We start from the raw sequence: 19,291 nt of genomic DNA, 5'->3' as shown, positions 1-19,291 counted from the left end.
TGATGCTCGGCTTTATGGACTGGTCCGTATTGGCGCTGGGGTGTGCGCTGGTCCTCATGAGTCTCGGCGGCTGGTGGTGGGAGCGGACCAAGGTCCGAAAGGGGGCAAGTCCCGACCGGAGCAGGCGCTTCTTCGCGGCCTGGCTCCCCCTGCTCATGGGCGTGGAGTCGATCGGCGCCAAGGTGCCGCACCTGCTGCACGCGCCATACTCCGTCGCCATGATCGTGGACGCAGTCAACTTCGTGCTGATATTCACCGTGGCGCTCTTGGCCTTCTGGATGCTTCGAGAGCGTGATCTCCGCACCAACGGCTGACGGCAACGGTCTCCGGCGAACGCGACATCGCGTACGTCCGTCCTCTTCGTCGAGCCAGTCTGCCGCATCTCTCATAGCGGGGACCCAACGCTAACCAGAGGTTAGTGCAACCTGGCGGTTAGCGTCCCGCTCGCCTACCCTTGCCGCATGAGCGGGAGTATTCAGGGGCAGCCGGGCGCGGAGTGTGGTTTCGACGTGTTCGCCAGGGCGTGTCCGTCGCGGGGGACGTTGGAACATGTCACCGGGCGGTGGGGTGGGCTCGCGTTGGGGGCGTTGTACGAGGGGTCGTTGCGGTTCAACGAGTTGCGGCGGCGGGTGGACGGGGTGAGCGAGAAGATGCTGTCCCAGACACTCCAGGCGCTGGAGCGGGACGGGCTGGTGCACCGGGAGGCGCAGCCGGTCAACCCGCCCCGCGTGGACTACCAGCTCACCGACCTCGGCCGCCGGGTCGCCGAGCGCCTGCTCGCCCTCATCGACTGCGTGGAGGGCGCCATGGACGAGGTCCTCGCCGCCCGCGCCCGCTACGACGAGACGCGCGGCGCCCGCTGACACTTCGGGCAGAAGTAGCTGGACCGGTTCATCCACGGGCGCCGCAGCATCGGCGTACCGCAGCGGCGGCAGGGCAGGCCCTCGCGGCCGTAGGCGTCCAGGGAGCGGTCGAAGTAGCCGGACTCGCCGTTGACGTTGACGTACAGGCTGTCGAAGCTGGTGCCGCCGACGTCCAGGGCCGCGTTCATCACGTCCCGTACGTGGCCGAGGAGTTCGGCGGTGACCGGGCGGGTGAAGGTGGCCGTGGGGCGCTCGTAGTGCAGGCGGGAGCGCCAGAGCGCCTCGTCCGCGTAGATGTTGCCGACGCCGCTGATCAGGGACTGGTCCAGCAGGGCCCGCTTGATCGTGGTGCGCTTGCGCCGCAGGGCCTGGTGGAACACCTCGTCGTCGAAGACCGGGTCCAGCGGGTCGCGGGCGATGTGCGCGATCACGTCCGGCAGGCCCTCGGGGGTGTTGTCGTGCAGCGAGAGCCCGCCGAAGGTGCGCTGGTCCACGAAACGCAGCTCGGTGCCCAGCTCGTCGGCGAACCGGACCCGTACCCGCAGATGCTTCTCGTCCGGCGCCGCGTGCGGCTGCACCAGCAGCTGGCCGCTCATCCCGAGGTGGGCGAGGACGGACTGCCCGGTGTCGGCGAGCGGCAGCCACAGGTACTTGCCGCGCCGGCTGGGCGTCCCGAACCGGTGCCCCTTCAGCCGGTGCGCGAAGTCGTCGGCCCCCGCGAGATGCCGCCGCACCGCACGCGGATGCAGCACCTCGGCCTCGGCGACGGTACGCCCGCCGACCCACCGCTCAAGACCCCGCCGGACGACCTCGACCTCGGGCAACTCGGGCATCCAAAACCCCCTGTGGAAAACCGTTGGGAAAGAACCGAGCGCCCGCCCCCGACGGACGGGGACGGGCGCTCGGGATGTGCTCGGTCAGGCGGTGGCGGACGACGGTGCGTCGTCCGGGGCGGCCTCGGCCTCGACGGCCTTCGCCGTCTTGGCGCGCTCGTCCGCGGCGGCCTTGATGGCCCGCCAGGCGGACTCGGCGGCCTGTTGCTCCGCCTCCTTCTTGCTGCGGCCGGTGCCGGTGCCGTACGAGACGCCCCCGACGCGGGCAGCAGCAGTGAAGGTCTTCTCGTGGTCGGGACCGGTCTCCGTGACCAGGTACTCGGGCACGCCGAGCCCCTCCATCGCGGTGAGCTCCTGGAGACTGGTCTTCCAGTCCAGGCCGGCTCCGAGGTTCGAGGACTTCTCGATCAGCGGGTCGAAGAGCCGGTGGACCAGCTCGGACGCCGCGTCGAGGCCCTGATCGAGATAGACCGCGCCGATCACCGCTTCCAGGGTGTCGGCGAGGATGGACGCCTTGTCCCGGCCGCCCGTGCCCTCTTCACCACGGCCGAGCCGGATGAAGGAACCCAGGTCGAGGCCACGGCCGACCTCCGCCAGCGCACGCGAGTTGACCACCGCGGCCCGCAACTTGGCCAGCTGGCCTTCGGGCAGGTCGGGGTGGATGCGGTACAGCGTGTCCGTGACGACGAGACCGAGCACGGAGTCCCCGAGGAACTCCAGCCGCTCGTTCGTCGGCAGACCGCCGTTCTCGTACGCGTAGGAACGGTGGGTCAGCGCACGCACCAGAAGGGCGGACTCGACGTGATAGCCGAGCCGCCCTTCCAGAAGCGTGTGGGACGAGGCCATGTTCTCCGCCTTGCCGTTCCCGCGTCGGCGGGAAGCGTTGGCTTCGGCGTCTTCCACCTTCTTGGCAGTGGACACAGTGCCTCTCACCGGCCGCTCAGACCTCGAGGACCTGGCGCTTGTTGTAGGTGCCGCAAGACGGGCACGCGATGTGCTGCTGCTTGGGCTCGTGGCAGCGCTCGCACGCAACCAGGGTGGGGACCGCAGCCTTCCACTGCGACCGGCGGTGGCGCGTGTTGCTGCGCGACATCTTCCGCTTCGGAACAGCCACGGCTACTTCTCCTGCTTCTCGTCGGCACGTGCTGATCGAGGCACGTCGCCGCTCATCTCGTCCTTCTCGCCGTCCGACATGGTGTCGGCGAGTCCCTGCAATGCCGCCCAACGAATGTCGACGGCGTCGTGATGGTGGTCCGGGTCGTCCGTGAGCCGTGCTCCGCACGCGGAACACAGGCCCTGACAGTCGTCCTGGCACACCGGCTGCATCGGCAGTGCGAGCACCACCGCATCCCGCAGCAGAGGTTCGAGGTCGATCAAGCCGTCCTCGATGTACTGCCTGTCCTCGTCGTCCTCGGCGTCGTCGCCCGGTTCCGCGATCACGCGGCCACGGTCGTCGGCGTCAGGGTACGAGAACATTTCCTGGAAGTCCGCTTCGAGCTCCAGCCCGACCGGCTCCAGACACCTTACGCACTCCCCCTTCGCCGATGCACGGGCGGTGCCTGTGACAAGCACCCCTTCCATGACCGACTCCAGACGGAGGTCCAGCTCGAGCGGGGCGCCTTCCGGCACTCCGACGACGCCCTCGATACCGAGGTCCCGGGGGGCGTCGACCTCACGGGTCAGGCGCTGCATCGCACCAGGCCGCCGGCCCAGCTCGTGGGTGTCGATCACGAGAGGGTTGCGGTGGTCGAGACGTGCGTTGGAAGCCATTCCTGCTTTCGGTCCGAGTTAGGAGGGACGCGGCCCGACGGTGTTCCGGGCAGCGCTGATCGCGGGGATACACGCGACCGAACAGCCAGGATACTGGACCTTTCGCTCAGGGCCCAATCGGGTCCCGCGCGACTACAGCCCGCGGCCCTGTTCGTACGCGCGGAGCTGCTCCGCGCTGATCATGCCCGTGTCGAAGAGGCTGGTCTCGTCCAGGGCGTAGTCCTGCTGAGCCTGGCCCTGCTGCTGCCCCTGCTGCTGGTTCGGGTCGTACAGCGCCTGCTGGGCGTCGTAGCCGTGGAAGGCGCCCTCTGCCTGCGGGGCGTAGCCGTTGGGGGCCGCGTACGGGTCCTGCTGGTAGCCGTACGCCTCCTGCGGGGCGTAGCCGGGCTGCGCGGGGTAGGCCGCCGGGTAGGCGTCGGGCTGCTGGTAGCCGTACGCCTCCTGCTGCTCGTACGCCGGTTCCTGGAAGGGTTCCGGGGCCGGGGCCGGGGCCGGGGTGCGCTGGGCCGGGGTGGGCGGGGTGTCGGCGAGGGCGGCGAGGTCGGCCAGGTAGTCGGCGTCGCTGGAGTGCTGGAAGGTCGTGGTGTCGTCCGCGAGGGCGCCGAGGTCGTCGGTGGCGATCCGGCCGTGCAGCTTCTGCCGGCCGCGGTGGACGGCCTCCAGCGTCTTGGCGAGCACCGCCTCGAAGGCGCCGAGCTTGACGTCGACGTAGGCGTCCGCGTCGTGGCGCAGGGTCTCCGGGTCCTGGCTGCGCTCGGGGGCGTCCTCGTCCTCGTAGCCGTGCTCGTCCAGGCCGGGGCCGGTGCCGAGCAGCTTCTCGCGGCCGCGGCCGACCGAGCCGAGGGTCTTGGTGAGGACGACCTCGAAGTTGGCGAGCTTGGAGTCGACGTAGTCGTCGGCGTCCGCGCGGACCTGCTCGGCCTCGGCGCGGGCCTCGGCCAGGATGCGGTCGGCCTCGGCCTGGGAGTGGCGGGCGACCTCGGTGCCGGCGATCAGGCTGCCGCGCTCGGCGTGCGCGGTCTCGATGATCCGCTCGGCCTCCTGGCGGGCCTGCTCGACCATCTGCTCGCGGCCCCCGATCAGCTCCTGGGCCTGTTCGAGGGAGCCGGGCAGCGCCTGGCGGACCTCTTCCAGCAGCGCGAGCAGTTCCGCGCGGTTGACCACGCAGGAGGCCGACATCGGCATGGACCGGGCACCGGAGACCGCCGAGACGATCTCGTCGAGCTTGTTCTGGACGTCCACCTGGCTCGCCACTCTCTACTGCTGTGTTGGAGACGGACGGGACGACTGTACGGCCATGGGGCGGCCGCCCGACACCGGGTGACGGGTTGTCACCTCGCCCGGTCGCCTCCCCGGGACGTCAGTCCTTGCGGAGCCGGTCGCCGAGCGCCGCGAGCACCTGCGGGGGCACCAGGTGGGAGACGTCGCCGCCCCAGGCCGCGACCTCCTTGACCAGGGAGGAGGAGAGGAAGCTGTAGGTGGGGTTGGTGGGCACGAACAGCGTCTCGACGCCGGTGAGGCCGTTGTTCATCTGGGCCATCTGCAGCTCGTAGTCGAAGTCGCTCACCGCGCGCAGGCCCTTGACGATGGCGGGGATGTCGCGGTCCTTGCAGAAGTCGACGAGGAGGCCGTGGTGGGCCTCGACGCGGACGTTGGCGTACTCGGCGGTGACCTCGCGGATCAGGCCGATCCGCTCGTCCACGTCGAACAGGCCCTTCTTGGAGGTGTTGATCATCACCGCGACGAACACCTCGTCGTACAGGCGGGAGGCGCGGGCGATGATGTCGAGATGTCCGTTGGTGATCGGGTCGAACGATCCGGGACAGACGGCGCGGCGCACGGGAGATCCCTCGCTCTCGGGTCCGGTCATCGTGCGTCTTCGCACGGTGAGGCGGCGCGACCGTACCAAAACGTTCCCTCGCCGTAACGACGGGACCGGATCGGCTCGAACCCCTCCGGCCAGTGGAATTCGCCCCCTCGGGTGCTGCGCTCCACGGTGACGAGGGCTTCTTCGGTCAGCCAGCCCCCGGAGCGGAGTGTGAGGAGGATCTCGCGGAGATCGTCGTCGGAGACGGCGTACGGGGGGTCGAGGAAGGCCAGGTCGTAGGGGGTGGCGGGGGGTGCGGTACGGATGACTTGTTCCGCTTTGCCCGCCCGCACTTCGGCGCCGGGGAGGCCGAGGGTGCGGACGTTGTCGCGGACGGTTCGCGCGGCGCGGGCGTCGGCCTCCACGAGGAGGGCGTGGGCGGCGCCGCGGCTCAGTGCCTCCAGGCCGACGGCGCCTGAGCCGGCGTAGAGGTCGAGGACTCGTTCGCCGTTGAGGGGGGCGCCGAGGAGGGACTGCCAGGTGGAGAAGAGGGCTTCGCGTGCGCGGTCGGATGTGGGCCGGGTTCCTGTGCCGGGTGGCACGGAGAGGCGCCGTCCGCCTGCTGTGCCGGCGATCACGCGGGTCATGTGAGGGGTCCTTCTTCTGCGGGGGCGTTCTTTTATTTTCGCAGGTGGTGGGGGGTCTTGTGGTGCGTTGGCGGGTGCGGGTCCGTTGGGGCTGGTCGCGCCCACGCGGCGGAGCCGCATATGGACACAGCCCCGCGCCCCTGAAGGCACACACCTCAGCCCTTTTCCAGGTACTGCTCTCTCTCCTCGTCCAAGAGGGCTTCCAGGGCTGTGCGTAGGCCCGGGAGCTGGGCCAGCTCCGGGTCCGCCGCTACCACCGCCGTCGCTTCTTCTCTTGCCTCCGCGATGATTTCCTCGTCCTCGATGACCTCCAGGACGCGGAGGCTGGTGCGGGCGCCGGACTGGGCCTGGCCGAGGACGTCGCCCTCGCGGCGTTGTTCGAGGTCGATGCGGGAGAGTTCGAAGCCGTCGAGGGTGGAGGCGACGGCGTTCAGGCGCTGGCGGGCGGGGCTGGCCTCGGGCATCTCGCTGACCAGCAGGCAGAGGCCGGGGGCGGAGCCACGGCCGACGCGGCCGCGCAGCTGGTGGAGCTGGGAGACGCCGAAGCGGTCGGCGTCCATGATGACCATCGCGGTGGCGTTGGGGACGTTGACGCCGACCTCGATGACCGTGGTGGCGACCAGGACGTCCGTCTCCCCGGCGGCGAAGCGGCGCATCACGGCGTCCTTGTCGTCGGGGTGCATCCTGCCGTGCAGCACCTCGACCTTGAGGCCCTTCAGCGGGCCCCGGGCGAGCTGGTCGGCGATGTCGAGGACGGCGAGCGGGGGCCGTTTGTCGCCCTCGGTGGCCTTCTTCTCGGCGGCGCTCTCGTCCTCGTCGCCGATGCGGGGGCAGACGACGTACGCCTGGTGGCCGTTCTCCACCTCCTCGCGGACGCGTTCCCAGGCGCGGGCGAGGAAGTGGGGCTTGTCGGCGGCCGGGACGACATGGGTGGCGATCGGGGAGCGGCCGGCCGGGAGCTGGTCCAGGACCGAGGTCTCCAGGTCGCCGAAGACCGTCATCGCGACCGTGCGCGGGATCGGGGTGGCCGTCATGACGAGCAGGTGCGGGGGCTGCTTGCCCTTGCCGCGCAGGGCGTCGCGCTGCTCGACGCCGAAGCGGTGCTGTTCGTCCACGACGACCAGGCCGAGGTCGTGGAACTGGACCTTGTCCTCGATGAGGGCATGGGTGCCGATGACGATCCCCGCCTCACCGGTGACGATGTCCAGGAGCGCCTGCCTGCGCGCGGCCGCGCCCATCGACCCGGTCAGCAGCACCACCTTGGTCCCGTGCTCCGACCCGCCCAGCATGCCCCCCTCGGCCAGCTCCCCCATCATCTCGGTGACGGACCGGTGATGCTGCTGGGCGAGCACCTCGGTCGGCGCGAGCATCGCCGCCTGCCCCCCGGCGTCGACGACGGCGAGCATGGCCCGCAGCGCCACCATCGTCTTGCCCGACCCCACCTCTCCCTGGAGCAGCCGGTGCATCGGGTGTGAGGTGGCGAGGTCGGCGAAGATCTCGGCGGTGACGCGTTGCTGGCCTTCGGTGAGGGTGAAGGGGAGGCGGGCGTCGAAGGCGGTGAGGAGGCCGTCGGCGAGGGGGCGGCGCGGGACGGCGGGGAGCTGGGTGTCGGCGTAGCGGCGGCGGGCGAGGGCGACCTGCAGGACGAACGCCTCGTCCCACTTGAGGCGGGCGCGGGCGTCGGCGATGTCGGCCTTGGTGGCGGGGCGGTGGATCTTGATCAGGGCCTCGGGCAGCTCGACCAGGCCGCGTCCCTCGCGCAGCGAGCCGGGGAGCGGGTCGACGGCCTCCTGGACGCTGGGCAGCACGGTCTGCACCGCCTTGCCGATCTTCCAGGACTCCAGCTTGGCGGTGGCGGGGTAGATCGGGATGAGGGAGCCGGCCCAGCTCTCCACGGCCTCGTCGCCGTCCTCGGCGTCCTTGTCCAGCAATTCGTAGGCGGGGTGCGCGAGTTGGAGGCGGCGGTTGAAGACGGAGACCTTGCCGGAGAACATCGCGCGGGTGCCGGGCAGCAGTTCCTTGTGCGGCTTGTGCACGCCGTTGCCGAAGAAGACCAGTTGGAGTCGGCCGCTGCCGTCGGTGATGGTGACCTCCAGCCGCTGGCCCTTGCCGCGCGGGGCGCGCGAGGAGGCGAAGCTGTGCAGCCGGGCGTCGGCGACCTGGGCGACCACGGTGACGTGCTCGTCCATGGGCAGGTCGGCGAGGTGGGTGAGCTGGCCGCGCTCCTCGTACCGGCGGGGGTAGTGGTGCAGGAGGTCGCCGACGGTGTGCAGGCCGAGGTTCTCGGCCATCACCTTCGCGGTGGCGGGACCGAGCACCTTCTTCAGGGGTTCTCGCAGTGCGGGCACGAGATCCATTGCACACCACACCACCGACATCGCCGTACAGGTGGCTCCGCCCGGTCCTGGCGATATCCCCGAAGTCCCTGGTCAGCTCGGGCCTTCGGGCCTAGGATGACGCGCCTCCGGCCATCCCCCCGCGGTCATCGCCCCCACGGCACCCGACCGCCCGACCCCGCGCCGCGCGAAGCTCCCTCCACCGGCGCCGTGACGATGGACTCCCAGAACTCCCAGTCATCCCCGGCCTTCGAGCCGTCCCCTCCGCACACCTTCCAGGTCGACCTGCGCGGTCTGGTGGACCTGCTCTCCCAGCACCTGTACTCCAGCCCCAAGGTCTATCTGCGCGAGCTGCTCCAGAACGCCGTGGACGCCGTCACCGCCCGCAGGGCGGAGGAGCCCGGCGCCCCGGCGCGGGTGCGGCTCTTCCCGGACGGGCGGGGCGGGCTGAGGGTGGAGGACAGCGGGATCGGGCTCACCGAGGCGGACGTGCACACCCTGCTGGCGACCATCGGCCGCAGCTCCAAGCGGGCGGAGGGGCTGGAGGAGACCCGCTCGGGGTTCCTCGGCCGGTTCGGCATCGGCCTGCTGGCCTGCTTCGTGGTCGCCGAGCGCATCCGCGTGGTCAGCCGCAGCGCCCGTACGCCCGGCGCCCCGCCGGTGGAGTGGACGGCCGCCGACGACGGCTCGTACACCGTCCGCGTCCTCCCCGAGGCGGCGCACCCGGAGCCGGGTACGACCGTGCACCTGGTGGCGCGGCCGGGGGCCGGCGAGTGGCTGGCGCCCGCGCGGGTGCGCACCCTGGCGCGGGACTTCGGCTCGCTGCTGCCGTACGACGTACGGGTGGACGACGAGCCCGTCACCGATCTCCCGGCGCCCTGGGACCGCCCCTGGCCGGGCCCGGTGGAGCGGCGGGCGGGGCTGGAGGCGCACTGCCGGGAGCTGTTCGGCTTCACCCCGCTGGACGCGATCCCCCTGGACGTGCCGCTGGCCGGGGTGCGCGGGGTGGCGTACGTGCTCCCCTCGGCGGTGAGCCCGGCGCAGCGGGCCACGCACCGGGTGCATCTGAAGGGCATGCTGCTCACCGAGCGCGCCGAACAGCTCCTGCCGGACTGGGCGTTCTTCGTGCGCTGCGTGCTGGACACGGACACCCTGCGGCCCACCGCGTCGCGCGAGGCGCTGTACGAGGACGAGACGCTGGCCGGGGTGCGCGAGACGCTGGGCGAGCGGGTGCGGGACTGGCTGACGGGGCTCGCGGCGGGTGACCCGGAGCGGCTGTCGGCGTTCCTGGCGGTGCACCATCTCGGGGTGCGGGCGCTGGCCCGGCACGACACGGAGATGCTGCGGGTCATGCTGCCGTGGCTGCCGTTCGAGACCAGTGACGGGGAGCTGTCGCTGGAGGAGTTCGCGCGGCGGCACCCGGTGGTGCACTTCACCCGGAGCGTCGAGGAGTTCCGGCAGGTCGCGCCGATCGCCGCCGCGCAGGGCGTCGGGGTGGTGAACGGGGGTTACACCTACGACAGCGAGCTGGTGGAGGCGCTGCCGTCGGTGCGGCCGGGCACGGTGGTGGCGGAGCTGGACGCGGACACGGTGACCGCGCACCTGGACTCGGTGGACCCGGCGGCGGAGCTGGCGCTGTCCGGCTTCCTGGCGGCCGCGCGGGCCGCGCTCGATCCGCTGGACTGCGATGTGGTGCTGCGTGCCTTCCACCCGGTGTCGGTGCCCGCGCTGCATCTGGACGACCGGTCGGCGCGGCACGAGCGGGCGCGGGCCGAGGCGGAGGAGCGGGCGGACGACCTGTGGGCGGGCATCCTGGGCTCGCTGCGCGGCACCGCGCCACGCGCCCGGCTGGTGCTGAACCATCTCAACCCGCTGATCCGGCGCGTCGGTTCGCTGACCGACCCGGAGCTGACGGGCACGGCGGCCGAGGCGCTGTACGGGCAGGCGCTGCTGCTGGCGCACCGCCCGCTGCGGCCGGCCGACTCGGCGTTGGTGAACCGGGCGTTCGCCGGGCTGCTGGACCGGGCGACGCTCGGGGAGGGTGAGGGACGATGAGCCGGATCATGGACTTCGAGGCGCTGCGCCGGGCCATGGCGGAGAACGCGGAGCGGCCGGAGGGCCCGGCACGCAACGCGCGTGCGGAGGAACTCCTCGCCGAGGCCGAGAAGCTGGACATCCCGCTCGCGGTGATCGAGGCGCTCGGCCATCAGGTGAAGGTCTACAGCTACAGCTCGGAGAAGGACCGGGTGTTCGTGCCGTTCGCGCGGCTGCTGCGGATGTGGGACGAGCGTCCGGAGGACTTCGACGCGTACGAGGCGCACGCGCTGCACTGGACGTTCAAGTGGATGACCGGGGGCATGCTGGCCCAGCCGCACGTCCCGTTGGCGTCGGTGGAGAACTGGCTCGGTGAGATGGAGCGCCGCTACCGGGTCGCGGGGTACTCCGAACGGGCCGTGCGCGCGGCCGAGTTCGGCATCGCCGCGCACGTCGGGGACCGGGCGCGGGCGGAGCGGGCGTACACGGCGTGGCTGGCGGCCGACCGGGACGACATGGCCGACTGCCACGCCTGCGAGCTGCGCGGGCAGGGCGGCTGGCAGGCGCGGTCGGGCCGGGACGCGGAGGCCCTGGAGCTGTGGGCGCCGGTGCTGGAGGGCGAGTTCGCCTGTGCGCACGAGCCGCACGGGGTGCTGGCCCGCTCGCTGGTGCCGCTGCTGCGGCTGGGCCGGGTGGAGGAGGCGCGCGCCCATCATCTGCGGGGCATCCGACTGGTGCGGCCGATGGAGAGCATGCGGGACGCGTACGCCGCGCATGTGGAGTTCTGCGCGCTGAGCGGGAACGAGGGGCGCGGGCTGGAGCTGCTGGCGGAGCGGCCCGCGTACTTCACGGACACCGGGCATCCGCGCAGTCTGCTGGAGTACCTGGCCGTGGTGACGCTGCTGATGGACCGGCTGACCGCGCTCGGGCAGGGCGCCCGGGAGGTGCCGGGTCCGGCCGGGCGGACGTGGACCGCGCGGGAGCTGGCCGTCCACGCGCGCGGGGAGGCGCTGGCGCTGGCCGCGCGGTTCGACGCGCGCAACGGCAGCTCGTCCGTCGGTGACCTGACCCGCGCCACGATGTCGGCGAAGCCGCTGGTCGAGCGCCTGCCGCTGGGCGTCCGGACGGCTCCAGCGCCGCCCCCGGCGGCCGAGGAGGCGTCGGCCGAGGAGCCGGACGTGCCCGAGCTGCTGGCGCGGGCACGGCGGCTCTCGGAGGCCCTTCAGCCGGACGCCCCCGAGGCGTGGGCGGCCCTCGCGCGGGCCGCCGACGGCGCCGGGCTCGACGCACGCGCGCGTGCCGAGCTGGCCGACAACGAGGCGATGGCCCAGGGCCCCGACGGCATCCCGCTCTTCGAGAAGGCCGCCGCCCTGTACGCCGAGGCGGGCGACCCCGGCGAGGCCCTGGCGGCACGCGCGCGTGGAGCGTACGTACGCGCCCTGACCGGCGAGACGGAGGCGGCGCGCGAGACGGTCGACGGGCTGTACGACGAGGTGCTCGCGCGGTACGCGGAGGGGGCGACCGGCCCCCGGCAGACGGCGGGGGTGCTGATCAGCCGGGCCCGGGTACTGATGCGGTGCGTGCACGGGGGCGCCCCGGCCGGGGAGGCGGAGCGGGCCGCGCGGGAGGTGCTGGCGTTCGTCGGCGGCCGCACCGGGGACGACGTACGGCTGGTGGCGCGCGGGGCCGAGGCGCGGGCCATGCTGGCGGAACTGGCCGAGCTGGCCGGGGACCTGCCCCGCGCGGCCGAGCTGTTCCGGCGGGCGGTGACCGAGTACACCGGCGCGGGGCTGCCCTGGTTCGCCGTGGAGTACGAGGCGCGGGTGGGCGCGCTGTCCCAGCACCTCGGGGAGCCGGCCGAGGCAGAGCGGGCGCTGCGGGCGGCGCTGGAGCACGGCGGGGCGTATCTGGAGCCGACCGGGCGGGCCCAGCTGCACCTTCAGCTCGCCGAGCTGATCGGGGCGCGGGGCGGCACCGAGGAGGCGGCCGGGCACGCCCTCCAGGCCGCGCACTGGGCCGATGAGGCGGGCGAGAGCGGCACCTTCGGCGCCTGGGGCCGGCATCTGCTGGGCGGGCTGCTGCTGCGCCAGGGGCGCTGGACGGAGGCGGCCGAGGTGCTGGAGTCGGCGCTCGCGGAGCTGTCGGCCGAGGTGCACGGGGACGGGGCGCTGGTGCAGACCCGCTGGTGGCTCGGGGACTGCCTGAGCGAGCTGGGCGAGCACCGCCAGGCGGCCGAGCACCGGCTGCTGGCGGCCGGTATCGCCGAGCACTGGCCGGAGCAGCAGGACCACGCCACGCTGGCCCACCTGGCCGGCGAGTCCCTGGCCGAGGCGCAGCTGCCCGAGGAGGCGGACCGGGCTTATGTACGGGCGGGCGAGCTGTGGGAGGCGCTGGGCAACCCGTACTTCACCGTGCGCGCGCTGCGGGCCCGTGCCTGGCTGGCGCCCCGGCTGGCGGCGGGGGTGCCGGGGGCGCGGGAGCTGATGGTACGGGCGGTGGAGGTGTGCGGGGAGGCGCTGGCGGAGGCGGACGACCCGCTGGAGGAGGCCCGGCTGACCACCGAACTCGCGCACACGCACCGCCAGTTCGGGGAGCTGCTGGCCGCGGTGGCCGAGGAGCGGGTGGAGGCGCTGGCGGAGCTGGAGCGGTCGGCCGCGCTGTTCGCCGGCCTCGGCGCGGACGGTCTGCACGGCCGCACCGGCGCCGAACTGGCCGCCGCCGCGCTGGAGGCCGAGCTGGGCCGCACGGCCGAGGCACGGGCACGCGCGCGCGCGGTCCTCGCGGCCTACGAGGGCGCCGACGCCACGGACGACACGGTCCGCCTCCGGCGTGAGACGGCGTCCCGTCTGCTGGACGGGGACTGACCCTCGCCGCTCACTCCACGCCGATGAGCAGCGGCGCGCCCTGCCGGCCGCCCCGGTAGACCACGGTGTCGACGGCAAGGTAGGACTCGCGGACGCGGGCTTCGAGGCGGTCGGCGACGGCTTCGGGGGCGTCGTCGCCGACGACCAGGGTGACCAGCTCGCCGCCCGCCTGGAGCATGCGGTCGAGGACGGTCTCGGCGGTGCCGGTGAGGTCGGGGCCGATCACGGCCACGTCGCCGTCGATCAGCCCGAGCACGTCCCCGGCCTGGCAGATCCCGGCCGTGGTCCACGACCGGTGCTCGGCGACGAGCAGCTCGGCGTACCGGGTGGCTCCGGCGGCCGAGGTCATCTGGACCACGTCCTCGTCGAACCGGCGCTCCGGTTCGTGCACGGCGAGCGCGGCGATGCCCTGGACCGCCGAGCGGGTCGGGATCAGGGCGACCCGGACGCCCTCGGCGCGTACCTGCTCGGCGGCAGCCGCGGCGGTGTGGCGCAGCTCGGCGTCGTTGGGCAGCAGGACGACCTCGCGGGCGTGCGCGCGCCGGAGGGCCTGGGCCAGCTCGCCGCTGGCGGGCGGCTCACCGGGGCGGGCGAGGACGGTGGTGGCGCCGGCCTCCGCGTAGAGCCCGGCCAGCCCCTCGCCGGGCACCACGGCGACGACGGCCCGCTGCACCGGCTCGCGCGGCGGCCGCTCCCCGCCCGTGTGCACGTCGTCGAGGGCGAAGTGGGTGATCCTGATCCGGTACGGCCGCCCGGCCTCGACCCCCGCCTCCACGGCGGCACCGGCGTCGTCGACGTGCACATGGACGTTCCACAGCCCGTCGCCGCCGACCACGACCAGGGAGTCACCGAGGGCGTCGAGCCGCTCCCGGAGCCGGGCCACGGCCGCGTCACCGGCCTCCAGCAGGTAGATGACCTCGTAGGCGGGCCCGCCCTCCCCCGCGTGCTCCGGGACGTCCGGGCAGACGTCGGCCCCGGCGGACCCGTCATGGGTCCGCTCGGGCACCGCCTCCCCGGTGACCGCCTCCACCAGCGAGGCCAGCACGGTCACCAGGCCCCGCCCGCCCGCGTCCACGACCCCGGCGCGGCCGAGCACGGCCAGCTGCCGGGGGGTGACGGCCAGGGCGGCGCGCGCTCCCTCGTAGGCGGCCACGACGACGGTCCCGCAGTCGCCCTCGGCTCCGTCGGCGGCGTCGGCGGCGGCCGACGCGACGGTGAGCACGGTGCCCTCGACCGGGTGGGCGACGGCCTCGCGGGCTGCGTCGGCGGCCCGGCGCAGCGCCCGGCGCAGCGCGGTGCCGTCGACGTGAGACACGTCACCCGCGGTGAGCACCTGGGACATGCCCCGCAGGAGCTGGGCGAGGATCGTGCCGGAGTTGCCCCGCGCCCCGATCAGGGCGCCGTGGGCCATCGCGCGCAGGGCGTCCGCGAAGGAGGGACCGCTCTGCTCGCGCCCGCCCTCCTCGTGCCCGGCGAACACCGCTTCGACGGCCGCCGTCGCGGATTCCAGGGTCAGATAGAGGTTGGTGCCGGTGTCCCCGTCGGCGACGGGATAGACGTTGATCGCGTCGATCTCCTCGCGCGCCCGCCCCAGCGAGCGCAGCGCCAGACCGCACCAGGTGCGCACCGCGAGAGCATCGAGGAATGTCTGCGGCACCTGCGCCACCTGCGCCTCCCTGTGGCTGGACGTGGGACGCAGCGTAGACCGTGGGGCGGCGTCCATCACGGGAGGGCCGGGCACCGGGTGCCGGGCCGCCATGGTAGTTTCGTTGTACGGAAGCAGTCGTTGTATGCTGCTCCGGTTGCCCGATCCCGGTCGGGCCATTCCCCCCGGCAGCGCCACTGAAAGATCTCAGGTTTTCCTGATCTCGATCCCGGCATGCCGGGATCAACCGTAAGTGCATCTGAAGTCTTTGGAGTGACCCGTGGCTGCCAACTGCGACGTCTGCGGCAAGGGGCCGGGCTTCGGCAACAACATCTCGCACTCGCACCGCCGTACGCCCCGTCGCTGGAACCCGAACATCCAGCGCGTTCGTACTGTGGTCGGCGGGACGCCGAAGCGCGTGAACGCTTGCACCTCGTGCATCAAGGCCGGCAAGGTCTCGCGCTGACGCACCGCTAAGCGCGCGGCCATAGTCGGTTGCTGTGAAGAGCCGGTCCACCCTCGGGTGGACCGGCTCTTTGCTGTTCCCGCCTGCCCCTCAAGAGCGCCATCCGTGGTCGACGGGCCCGATCCCGGCGCCCAGCGCGAATCCATGGGCGATCGCCCCGGTGACGTACTCCTTGGCCGCCGTGACCGCCTCCGGGACGGGCAGGCCCTTCGCCAGCCCTGAGGCGACGGCGGAGGCCAGCGTGCAGCCGGTGCCGTGGGTGTGCCGGTTGTCGTGGCGCGGGGCGCGCAGCCGGAACTCCTGGTCACCGTCGGTGAGCAGGTCCACGGCCTCGCCGGGGAGATGCCCGCCCTTGATCAGCACCCATCGGGGCCCGTAGGCCAGTACGGCCTCCGCCGCCGGGCGCAGATCGGCCTCCGAGGCGACCTCGAATCCTGTGAGTTGGACCACTTCGTCCAGGTTCGGGGTGGCCACGGTCGCCACCGGGAGGAGCCGGGTGCGCACCGAGTCCAGCGCGGAGGCGGCGAGCAGGGGGTCGCCGTGCTTGGAGACGCCCACCGGGTCCACCACCACGGGGGCGTCGGTGGTGGAGATCAACTCCGCGACCGCCTCGACCAGTTCCGCCGAGGCCAGCATCCCGGTCTTCACGGCCTGGACGCCGATGTCGTCCACCACGCTGCGGTACTGCGCACGCACCGCCTCCACCGGCAGCTCCCAGGCGCCCTGCACCCCGAGCGAGTTCTGCGCGGTCACGGCGGTGATCACGCTCATCCCGTGCACACCCAGCGCCAGCATCGTCTTCAGGTCGGCCTGGATGCCCGCCCCGCCGCCGGAGTCCGAGCCGGCCACGGTCAGGACGCGCGGCGGCGCCTGCCCGGCGGGCCTCACTCGGGGTCCCCGAAGTGGTCCCAGCCGCCCGTGGCGGTCCAGGGCGCCCCGTCCACGGTCACCTGGGGCAGCGCCGAGGGGTTGAGCACCTCGCCGATCACCTTCCAGCGGGCCGGGAGCTTGGTGTCGGGCGGGAAGGTCGCCACGATCGCGTGGTCCTCTCCCCCGGTGAGCACCCACTGCAACGGGTCCACCCCGACCGCCTGGCCGATGTCGTTCATCTGGGTGGGGATGTCGATCGCGCCGGAGCGGATGTCGATCCGCACCTTGCTGGCGTCCGCGATGTGCCCGAGGTCCGCGATCAGTCCGTCGCTGACGTCGCACATCGCGGTCGCGCCGAGCGCGGCGGCGGCCGGGCCCGCGTGGTACGGCGGCTCGGGGCGGCGGTGGGCCTCCACGAAGGCACGCGGCGAGCGGAAGCCTCGCGAGAGCACCGCGTACCCGGCGGCGGACCAGCCCAGCCAGCCCGTGACGGCGACCAGGTCGCCGGGCTGCGCGCCGGAGCGGGTCACCGGCTCCTGGTTGCGCAGATCGCCGAGCGCGGTGATCGACACCATGATCGTGTCCCCGCGTACGACATCGCCGCCGACCACGGAGGCGCCCGCGACCTGGCATTCGTCGCGCAGGCCGTCCATCATCTCGGTCGGCCAGGTCACCGGAAGTTCGGCGGGCACGACCAGGCCGAGCAGCAGCGCGGTGGGCACGGCGCCCATCGCGGCGATGTCGGCGAGGTTCTGGGCGGCGGCCTTGCGGCCCACGTCGTACGCCGTGGACCAGTCACGGCGGAAGTGCCGGCCCTCCAGCAGGATGTCGGTGCTCGCCACCACCCGGCGGTCCGGGGCGGCGACCACGGCGGCGTCGTCACCGGGGCCGACCCGGACCGCCGGGGTGGTGGTGAGACGGGAGGTCAGCTCCCGGATGAGCCCGAACTCACCAAGCTCACCCACTGTGCCCTTCATGGCTGCAAGCCCCTTCTGTACCTGTCCCGTGCCCGGTCGCGCGTCATCAGTGTCCCCGATACGGTCGAGGTGGCCGTCAACTTCCGTCGTGCCCGCACCCCGGCGCGCGTGCCCCGTTCCCCAGGGTCTCCCCTCGGAGAGCGGCGACGCGATACCGTGGCGTTCCTCTTCCCCACATGATCCTCGTGGCCGCCCTGGAGGTTCCGTGGTACAGGCGTACATCCTGATCCAGACCGAGGTCGGCAAGGCGTCGACCGTCGCCGACACGATCGGCCAGATTCCCGGAGTGATCCAGGCCGAGGACGTGACGGGTCCCTATGACGTCATCGTCCGCGCGCAGTCCGACACCGTCGACGAGCTGGGTCGCATGGTGGTCGCCAAGGTCCAGCAGGTGGACGGCATCACACGCACCCTGACCTGCCCGGTCGTGCATCTGTAGCCCCCGTCTACGCTTGGCCGGTGAACTTCTTCCGTCACCGGCCCCTCGGCCTGCTCGCGCCCGCGCTGCTGATCGCGGTCGCGGGCTGTTCCACGGCGGACGACGGCACCACGGCCGCGGCTCCCCGTCCCGACGCACGCACCGCCCCCCTGTGCCGGCGTCTGGACGAGGCGCTGCCCGGGAAGGTGGACGGCCGGCACCGCGACGACCCACGGCCCGCTTCCGCCTATACGGCGGGCTGGTCGGGCCCGGCGATCATACTGCGCTGCGGGGTGGTCCGGCCGCCGAAGATGACCGACCCCAAGGTCGCCCAGGGTCACGACCCCGCCGCGCTGGCCGGCGGGGTGGACGGCGTGGACTGGCTGATGGAGAAGCGGGACGACGGTTCCTCCCGCTTCACCACCGCCAACCGCCGCGCCTATGTGGAGGTCACACTGCCCGAGGAGCTGTCCGGCCCGGACGACTCGACGGCCGTCCTGGTCGACCTGGCCCCGGCCGTGAAGAAGGCGATCCCCGAGGGGATCGCCTCCATGCGGTGACGCGGTGAGCGACTAGCGCAGCCCGGTCGGGCGGCGCAGTGCCGCCTGGATCAGGCGGTCCACCAGCTCCGCGTAACCCACGCCGGACGCCTCCCACATCTTGGGGTACATCGAGATGGGGGTGAAGCCGGGCAGGGTGTTGATCTCGTTGATGACGAACTCGCCGTCCTCGGTGAGGAAGAAGTCCGCGCGGACCAGGCCCTCGCAGGACGCCGCGTCGAACGCCTCGACCGCGAGCCGCTGGAGCTCGGCGGTCTGCTCGTCGGTGAGCGGGGCCGGGACGACACCGGGCGTGGAGTCGATGTACTTGGCGTCGAAGTCGTAGTACGCGTGCGCGCTCGGCGGCGGGATCTCGGCGGGGACCGAGGCGCGCGGGCCGTCCTCGAACTCCAGGACCCCGCACTCGATCTCGCGGCCGGTCAGCGCGGCCTCCACGATGATCTTCGGGTCGTGGCGCTGGGCCTCGGCGATGGCCTCGTCGAGCCCGGCGAGGCCGTCGACCTTGGTGATGCCGATGGAGGAGCCGGCGCGGGCGGGCTTCACGAACAGCGGCCAGCCGTGCTCACCGGCGAAGTCCACGATCCGCTTGCGGGCGGCGGACTGGTCCTGCTGCCACTCGCGGGGCCGGATCACCACGTACGGGCCGACCTTGAGCCCGAAGGAGGTGAACACCCGCTTCATGTAGTCCTTGTCCTGGCCGACGGCCGAGGCGAGCACGCCCGAGCCGACGTAGGGCACACCGGACAGCTCCAGCAGACCCTGGAGGGTGCCGTCCTCCCCGAAGGGGCCGTGCAGCACCGGGAAGACCACGTCGACCTCGCCGAGCGCCTTGGGCACCGCGCCGGGCTCGCTGTAGACGACCTCGCGGTTGGCCGGGTCGACCGGGAGCACCACTCCGCCCTCGGTGGACTCCGCCACGTCCAGCACCTCCGGGGTGCGGCGGTCCGTGATGGCCATCCGCTGCGGCTCGTCGGCCGTCAGCACCCAGCGGCCGTCACGGGTGATGCCGATCGGCAGGACGTCGTACTTGGTCCGGTCGATGGCGCCCAGCACGGCACCCGCGGTGACCGTGGAGATCCCGTGTTCGGAGGAGCGGCCGCCGAACACGACGGCCACCCGCGGCTTACGGGGCTGCGCTGCAGGGTTCTGGGGGAGGTTCTCGGTGCTCATATCGCGTTGAGAGTACCCGTTGGTAAGGCAC

At 72.7% G+C, this 19,291-nt stretch carries 19 protein-coding genes; 7 read left to right on the top strand and 12 right to left on the bottom strand.

Features of this window, described 5'->3' with window-relative positions:
- Window positions 1–14 precede the first annotated feature (14 nt).
- Together D0Z67_RS20990 and D0Z67_RS20985 are read left to right on the top strand one after the other, a co-directional pair.
- Window positions 15–314 carry a hypothetical protein gene (locus D0Z67_RS20990; RefSeq protein ID WP_131589679.1) on the top strand — a complete coding sequence of 100 codons (300 nt, stop codon included), beginning with the start codon at window positions 15–17 and terminating at the stop codon, window positions 312–314.
- Window positions 315–461: 147 nt separating this feature from the next.
- Entirely contained in the window at window positions 462–863 is a 402-nt protein-coding gene (locus D0Z67_RS20985) for a winged helix-turn-helix transcriptional regulator (RefSeq protein ID WP_037775297.1), read from the top strand.
- Here D0Z67_RS20985 and mutM read toward each other — a convergent pair.
- From mutM to recG, 8 genes are all read right to left on the bottom strand, one after another.
- Window positions 836–1,696, bottom strand: a complete 861-nt coding sequence (gene mutM / locus D0Z67_RS20980) for a bifunctional DNA-formamidopyrimidine glycosylase/DNA-(apurinic or apyrimidinic site) lyase (RefSeq protein ID WP_031181797.1) — start codon at window positions 1,694–1,696, stop codon at window positions 836–838. The genes D0Z67_RS20985 and mutM overlap by 28 nt on opposite strands.
- An 84-nt stretch (window positions 1,697–1,780) precedes the next feature.
- Complete coding sequence (gene rnc, locus D0Z67_RS20975; RefSeq protein ID WP_199812196.1) at window positions 1,781–2,629, bottom strand: ribonuclease III; 849 nt, start codon at window positions 2,627–2,629, stop codon at window positions 1,781–1,783.
- A gap of 7 nt (window positions 2,630–2,636) precedes the next feature.
- Window positions 2,637–2,810 carry a 50S ribosomal protein L32 gene (gene rpmF, locus D0Z67_RS20970; RefSeq protein ID WP_003951102.1) on the bottom strand — a complete coding sequence of 58 codons (174 nt, stop codon included), beginning with the start codon at window positions 2,808–2,810 and terminating at the stop codon, window positions 2,637–2,639.
- Between the two features lie 2 nt (window positions 2,811–2,812).
- Complete coding sequence (locus D0Z67_RS20965; RefSeq protein WP_031181795.1) at window positions 2,813–3,466, bottom strand: YceD family protein; 654 nt, start codon at window positions 3,464–3,466, stop codon at window positions 2,813–2,815.
- Window positions 3,467–3,598: 132 nt separating this feature from the next.
- Window positions 3,599–4,708 carry a hypothetical protein gene (locus tag D0Z67_RS20960; RefSeq protein WP_031181794.1) on the bottom strand — a complete coding sequence of 370 codons (1,110 nt, stop codon included), beginning with the start codon at window positions 4,706–4,708 and terminating at the stop codon, window positions 3,599–3,601.
- 118 nt (window positions 4,709–4,826) lie between these two features.
- Window positions 4,827–5,306: a pantetheine-phosphate adenylyltransferase gene (coaD, locus tag D0Z67_RS20955; protein ID WP_030808495.1), complete on the bottom strand. Its 480-nt coding sequence runs from the start codon at window positions 5,304–5,306 to the stop codon at window positions 4,827–4,829.
- A gap of 26 nt (window positions 5,307–5,332) precedes the next feature.
- Window positions 5,333–5,920 (bottom strand): 16S rRNA (guanine(966)-N(2))-methyltransferase RsmD, encoded by a 588-nt coding sequence (gene rsmD / locus D0Z67_RS20950; RefSeq protein WP_031181793.1) that lies wholly within the window; start codon window positions 5,918–5,920, stop codon window positions 5,333–5,335.
- Between the two features lie 155 nt (window positions 5,921–6,075).
- Entirely contained in the window at window positions 6,076–8,277 is a 2,202-nt protein-coding gene (recG, locus tag D0Z67_RS20945; protein WP_031181792.1) for an ATP-dependent DNA helicase RecG, read from the bottom strand.
- 195 nt (window positions 8,278–8,472) lie between these two features.
- On the opposite strand from recG, the gene D0Z67_RS20940 reads away from it, so the two are divergent.
- Both D0Z67_RS20940 and D0Z67_RS20935 read left to right on the top strand, forming a co-directional pair.
- On the top strand, window positions 8,473–10,311 hold the full coding sequence (locus D0Z67_RS20940; RefSeq protein ID WP_031181791.1) for an HSP90 family protein: 1,839 nt from the start codon (window positions 8,473–8,475) through the stop codon (window positions 10,309–10,311).
- A complete protein-coding gene (locus D0Z67_RS20935; RefSeq protein WP_031181790.1) occupies window positions 10,308–13,154 on the top strand; it encodes an ATP-binding protein in 2,847 nt (948 codons plus the stop codon). Before D0Z67_RS20940 ends, D0Z67_RS20935 begins: the two co-directional genes overlap by 4 nt.
- Before the next feature lie 10 nt (window positions 13,155–13,164).
- Here D0Z67_RS20935 and D0Z67_RS20930 read toward each other — a convergent pair whose 3' ends face one another.
- Window positions 13,165–14,820, bottom strand: a complete 1,656-nt coding sequence (locus tag D0Z67_RS20930; protein ID WP_031181789.1) for a DAK2 domain-containing protein — start codon at window positions 14,818–14,820, stop codon at window positions 13,165–13,167.
- Between the two features lie 259 nt (window positions 14,821–15,079).
- Here D0Z67_RS20930 and rpmB point away from each other — a divergent pair, with 259 nt between their 5' ends.
- Complete coding sequence (rpmB, locus tag D0Z67_RS20925; protein ID WP_004924906.1) at window positions 15,080–15,265, top strand: 50S ribosomal protein L28; 186 nt, start codon at window positions 15,080–15,082, stop codon at window positions 15,263–15,265.
- 90 nt (window positions 15,266–15,355) lie between these two features.
- Here rpmB and thiD read toward each other — a convergent pair whose 3' ends face one another.
- Together thiD and D0Z67_RS20915 are read right to left on the bottom strand one after the other, a co-directional pair.
- Entirely contained in the window at window positions 15,356–16,153 is a 798-nt protein-coding gene (gene thiD / locus D0Z67_RS20920; protein WP_031181788.1) for a bifunctional hydroxymethylpyrimidine kinase/phosphomethylpyrimidine kinase, read from the bottom strand.
- Window positions 16,150–17,112, bottom strand: coding sequence for a thiamine-phosphate kinase (locus D0Z67_RS20915; protein ID WP_031181787.1), 963 nt, complete (start codon window positions 17,110–17,112; stop codon window positions 16,150–16,152). Before D0Z67_RS20915 ends, thiD begins: the two co-directional genes overlap by 4 nt.
- A gap of 205 nt (window positions 17,113–17,317) precedes the next feature.
- Between D0Z67_RS20915 and D0Z67_RS20910 the strand changes: the two genes are divergently transcribed.
- Window positions 17,318–17,551, top strand: coding sequence for an Lrp/AsnC ligand binding domain-containing protein (locus D0Z67_RS20910; RefSeq protein ID WP_031181786.1), 234 nt, complete (start codon window positions 17,318–17,320; stop codon window positions 17,549–17,551).
- Window positions 17,552–17,571: 20 nt separating this feature from the next.
- The gene (locus D0Z67_RS20905) at window positions 17,572–18,090 is read left to right on the top strand and encodes a DUF3515 domain-containing protein (protein WP_031181785.1); all 519 of its coding nucleotides are present in this window, start codon (window positions 17,572–17,574) and stop codon (window positions 18,088–18,090) included.
- Window positions 18,091–18,102: 12 nt separating this feature from the next.
- Here D0Z67_RS20905 and D0Z67_RS20900 read toward each other — a convergent pair whose 3' ends face one another.
- A complete protein-coding gene (locus tag D0Z67_RS20900) occupies window positions 18,103–19,260 on the bottom strand; it encodes a D-alanine--D-alanine ligase family protein (protein ID WP_031181784.1) in 1,158 nt (385 codons plus the stop codon).
- Window positions 19,261–19,291 lie beyond the last annotated feature (31 nt).

The organism is Streptomyces seoulensis (assembly GCF_004328625.1).
Lineage (GTDB): Bacteria > Actinomycetota > Actinomycetes > Streptomycetales > Streptomycetaceae > Streptomyces > Streptomyces seoulensis.
Note: the sequence above shows the minus strand (reverse complement) of the source record. Positions and strands in the feature narration are given on the sequence as shown.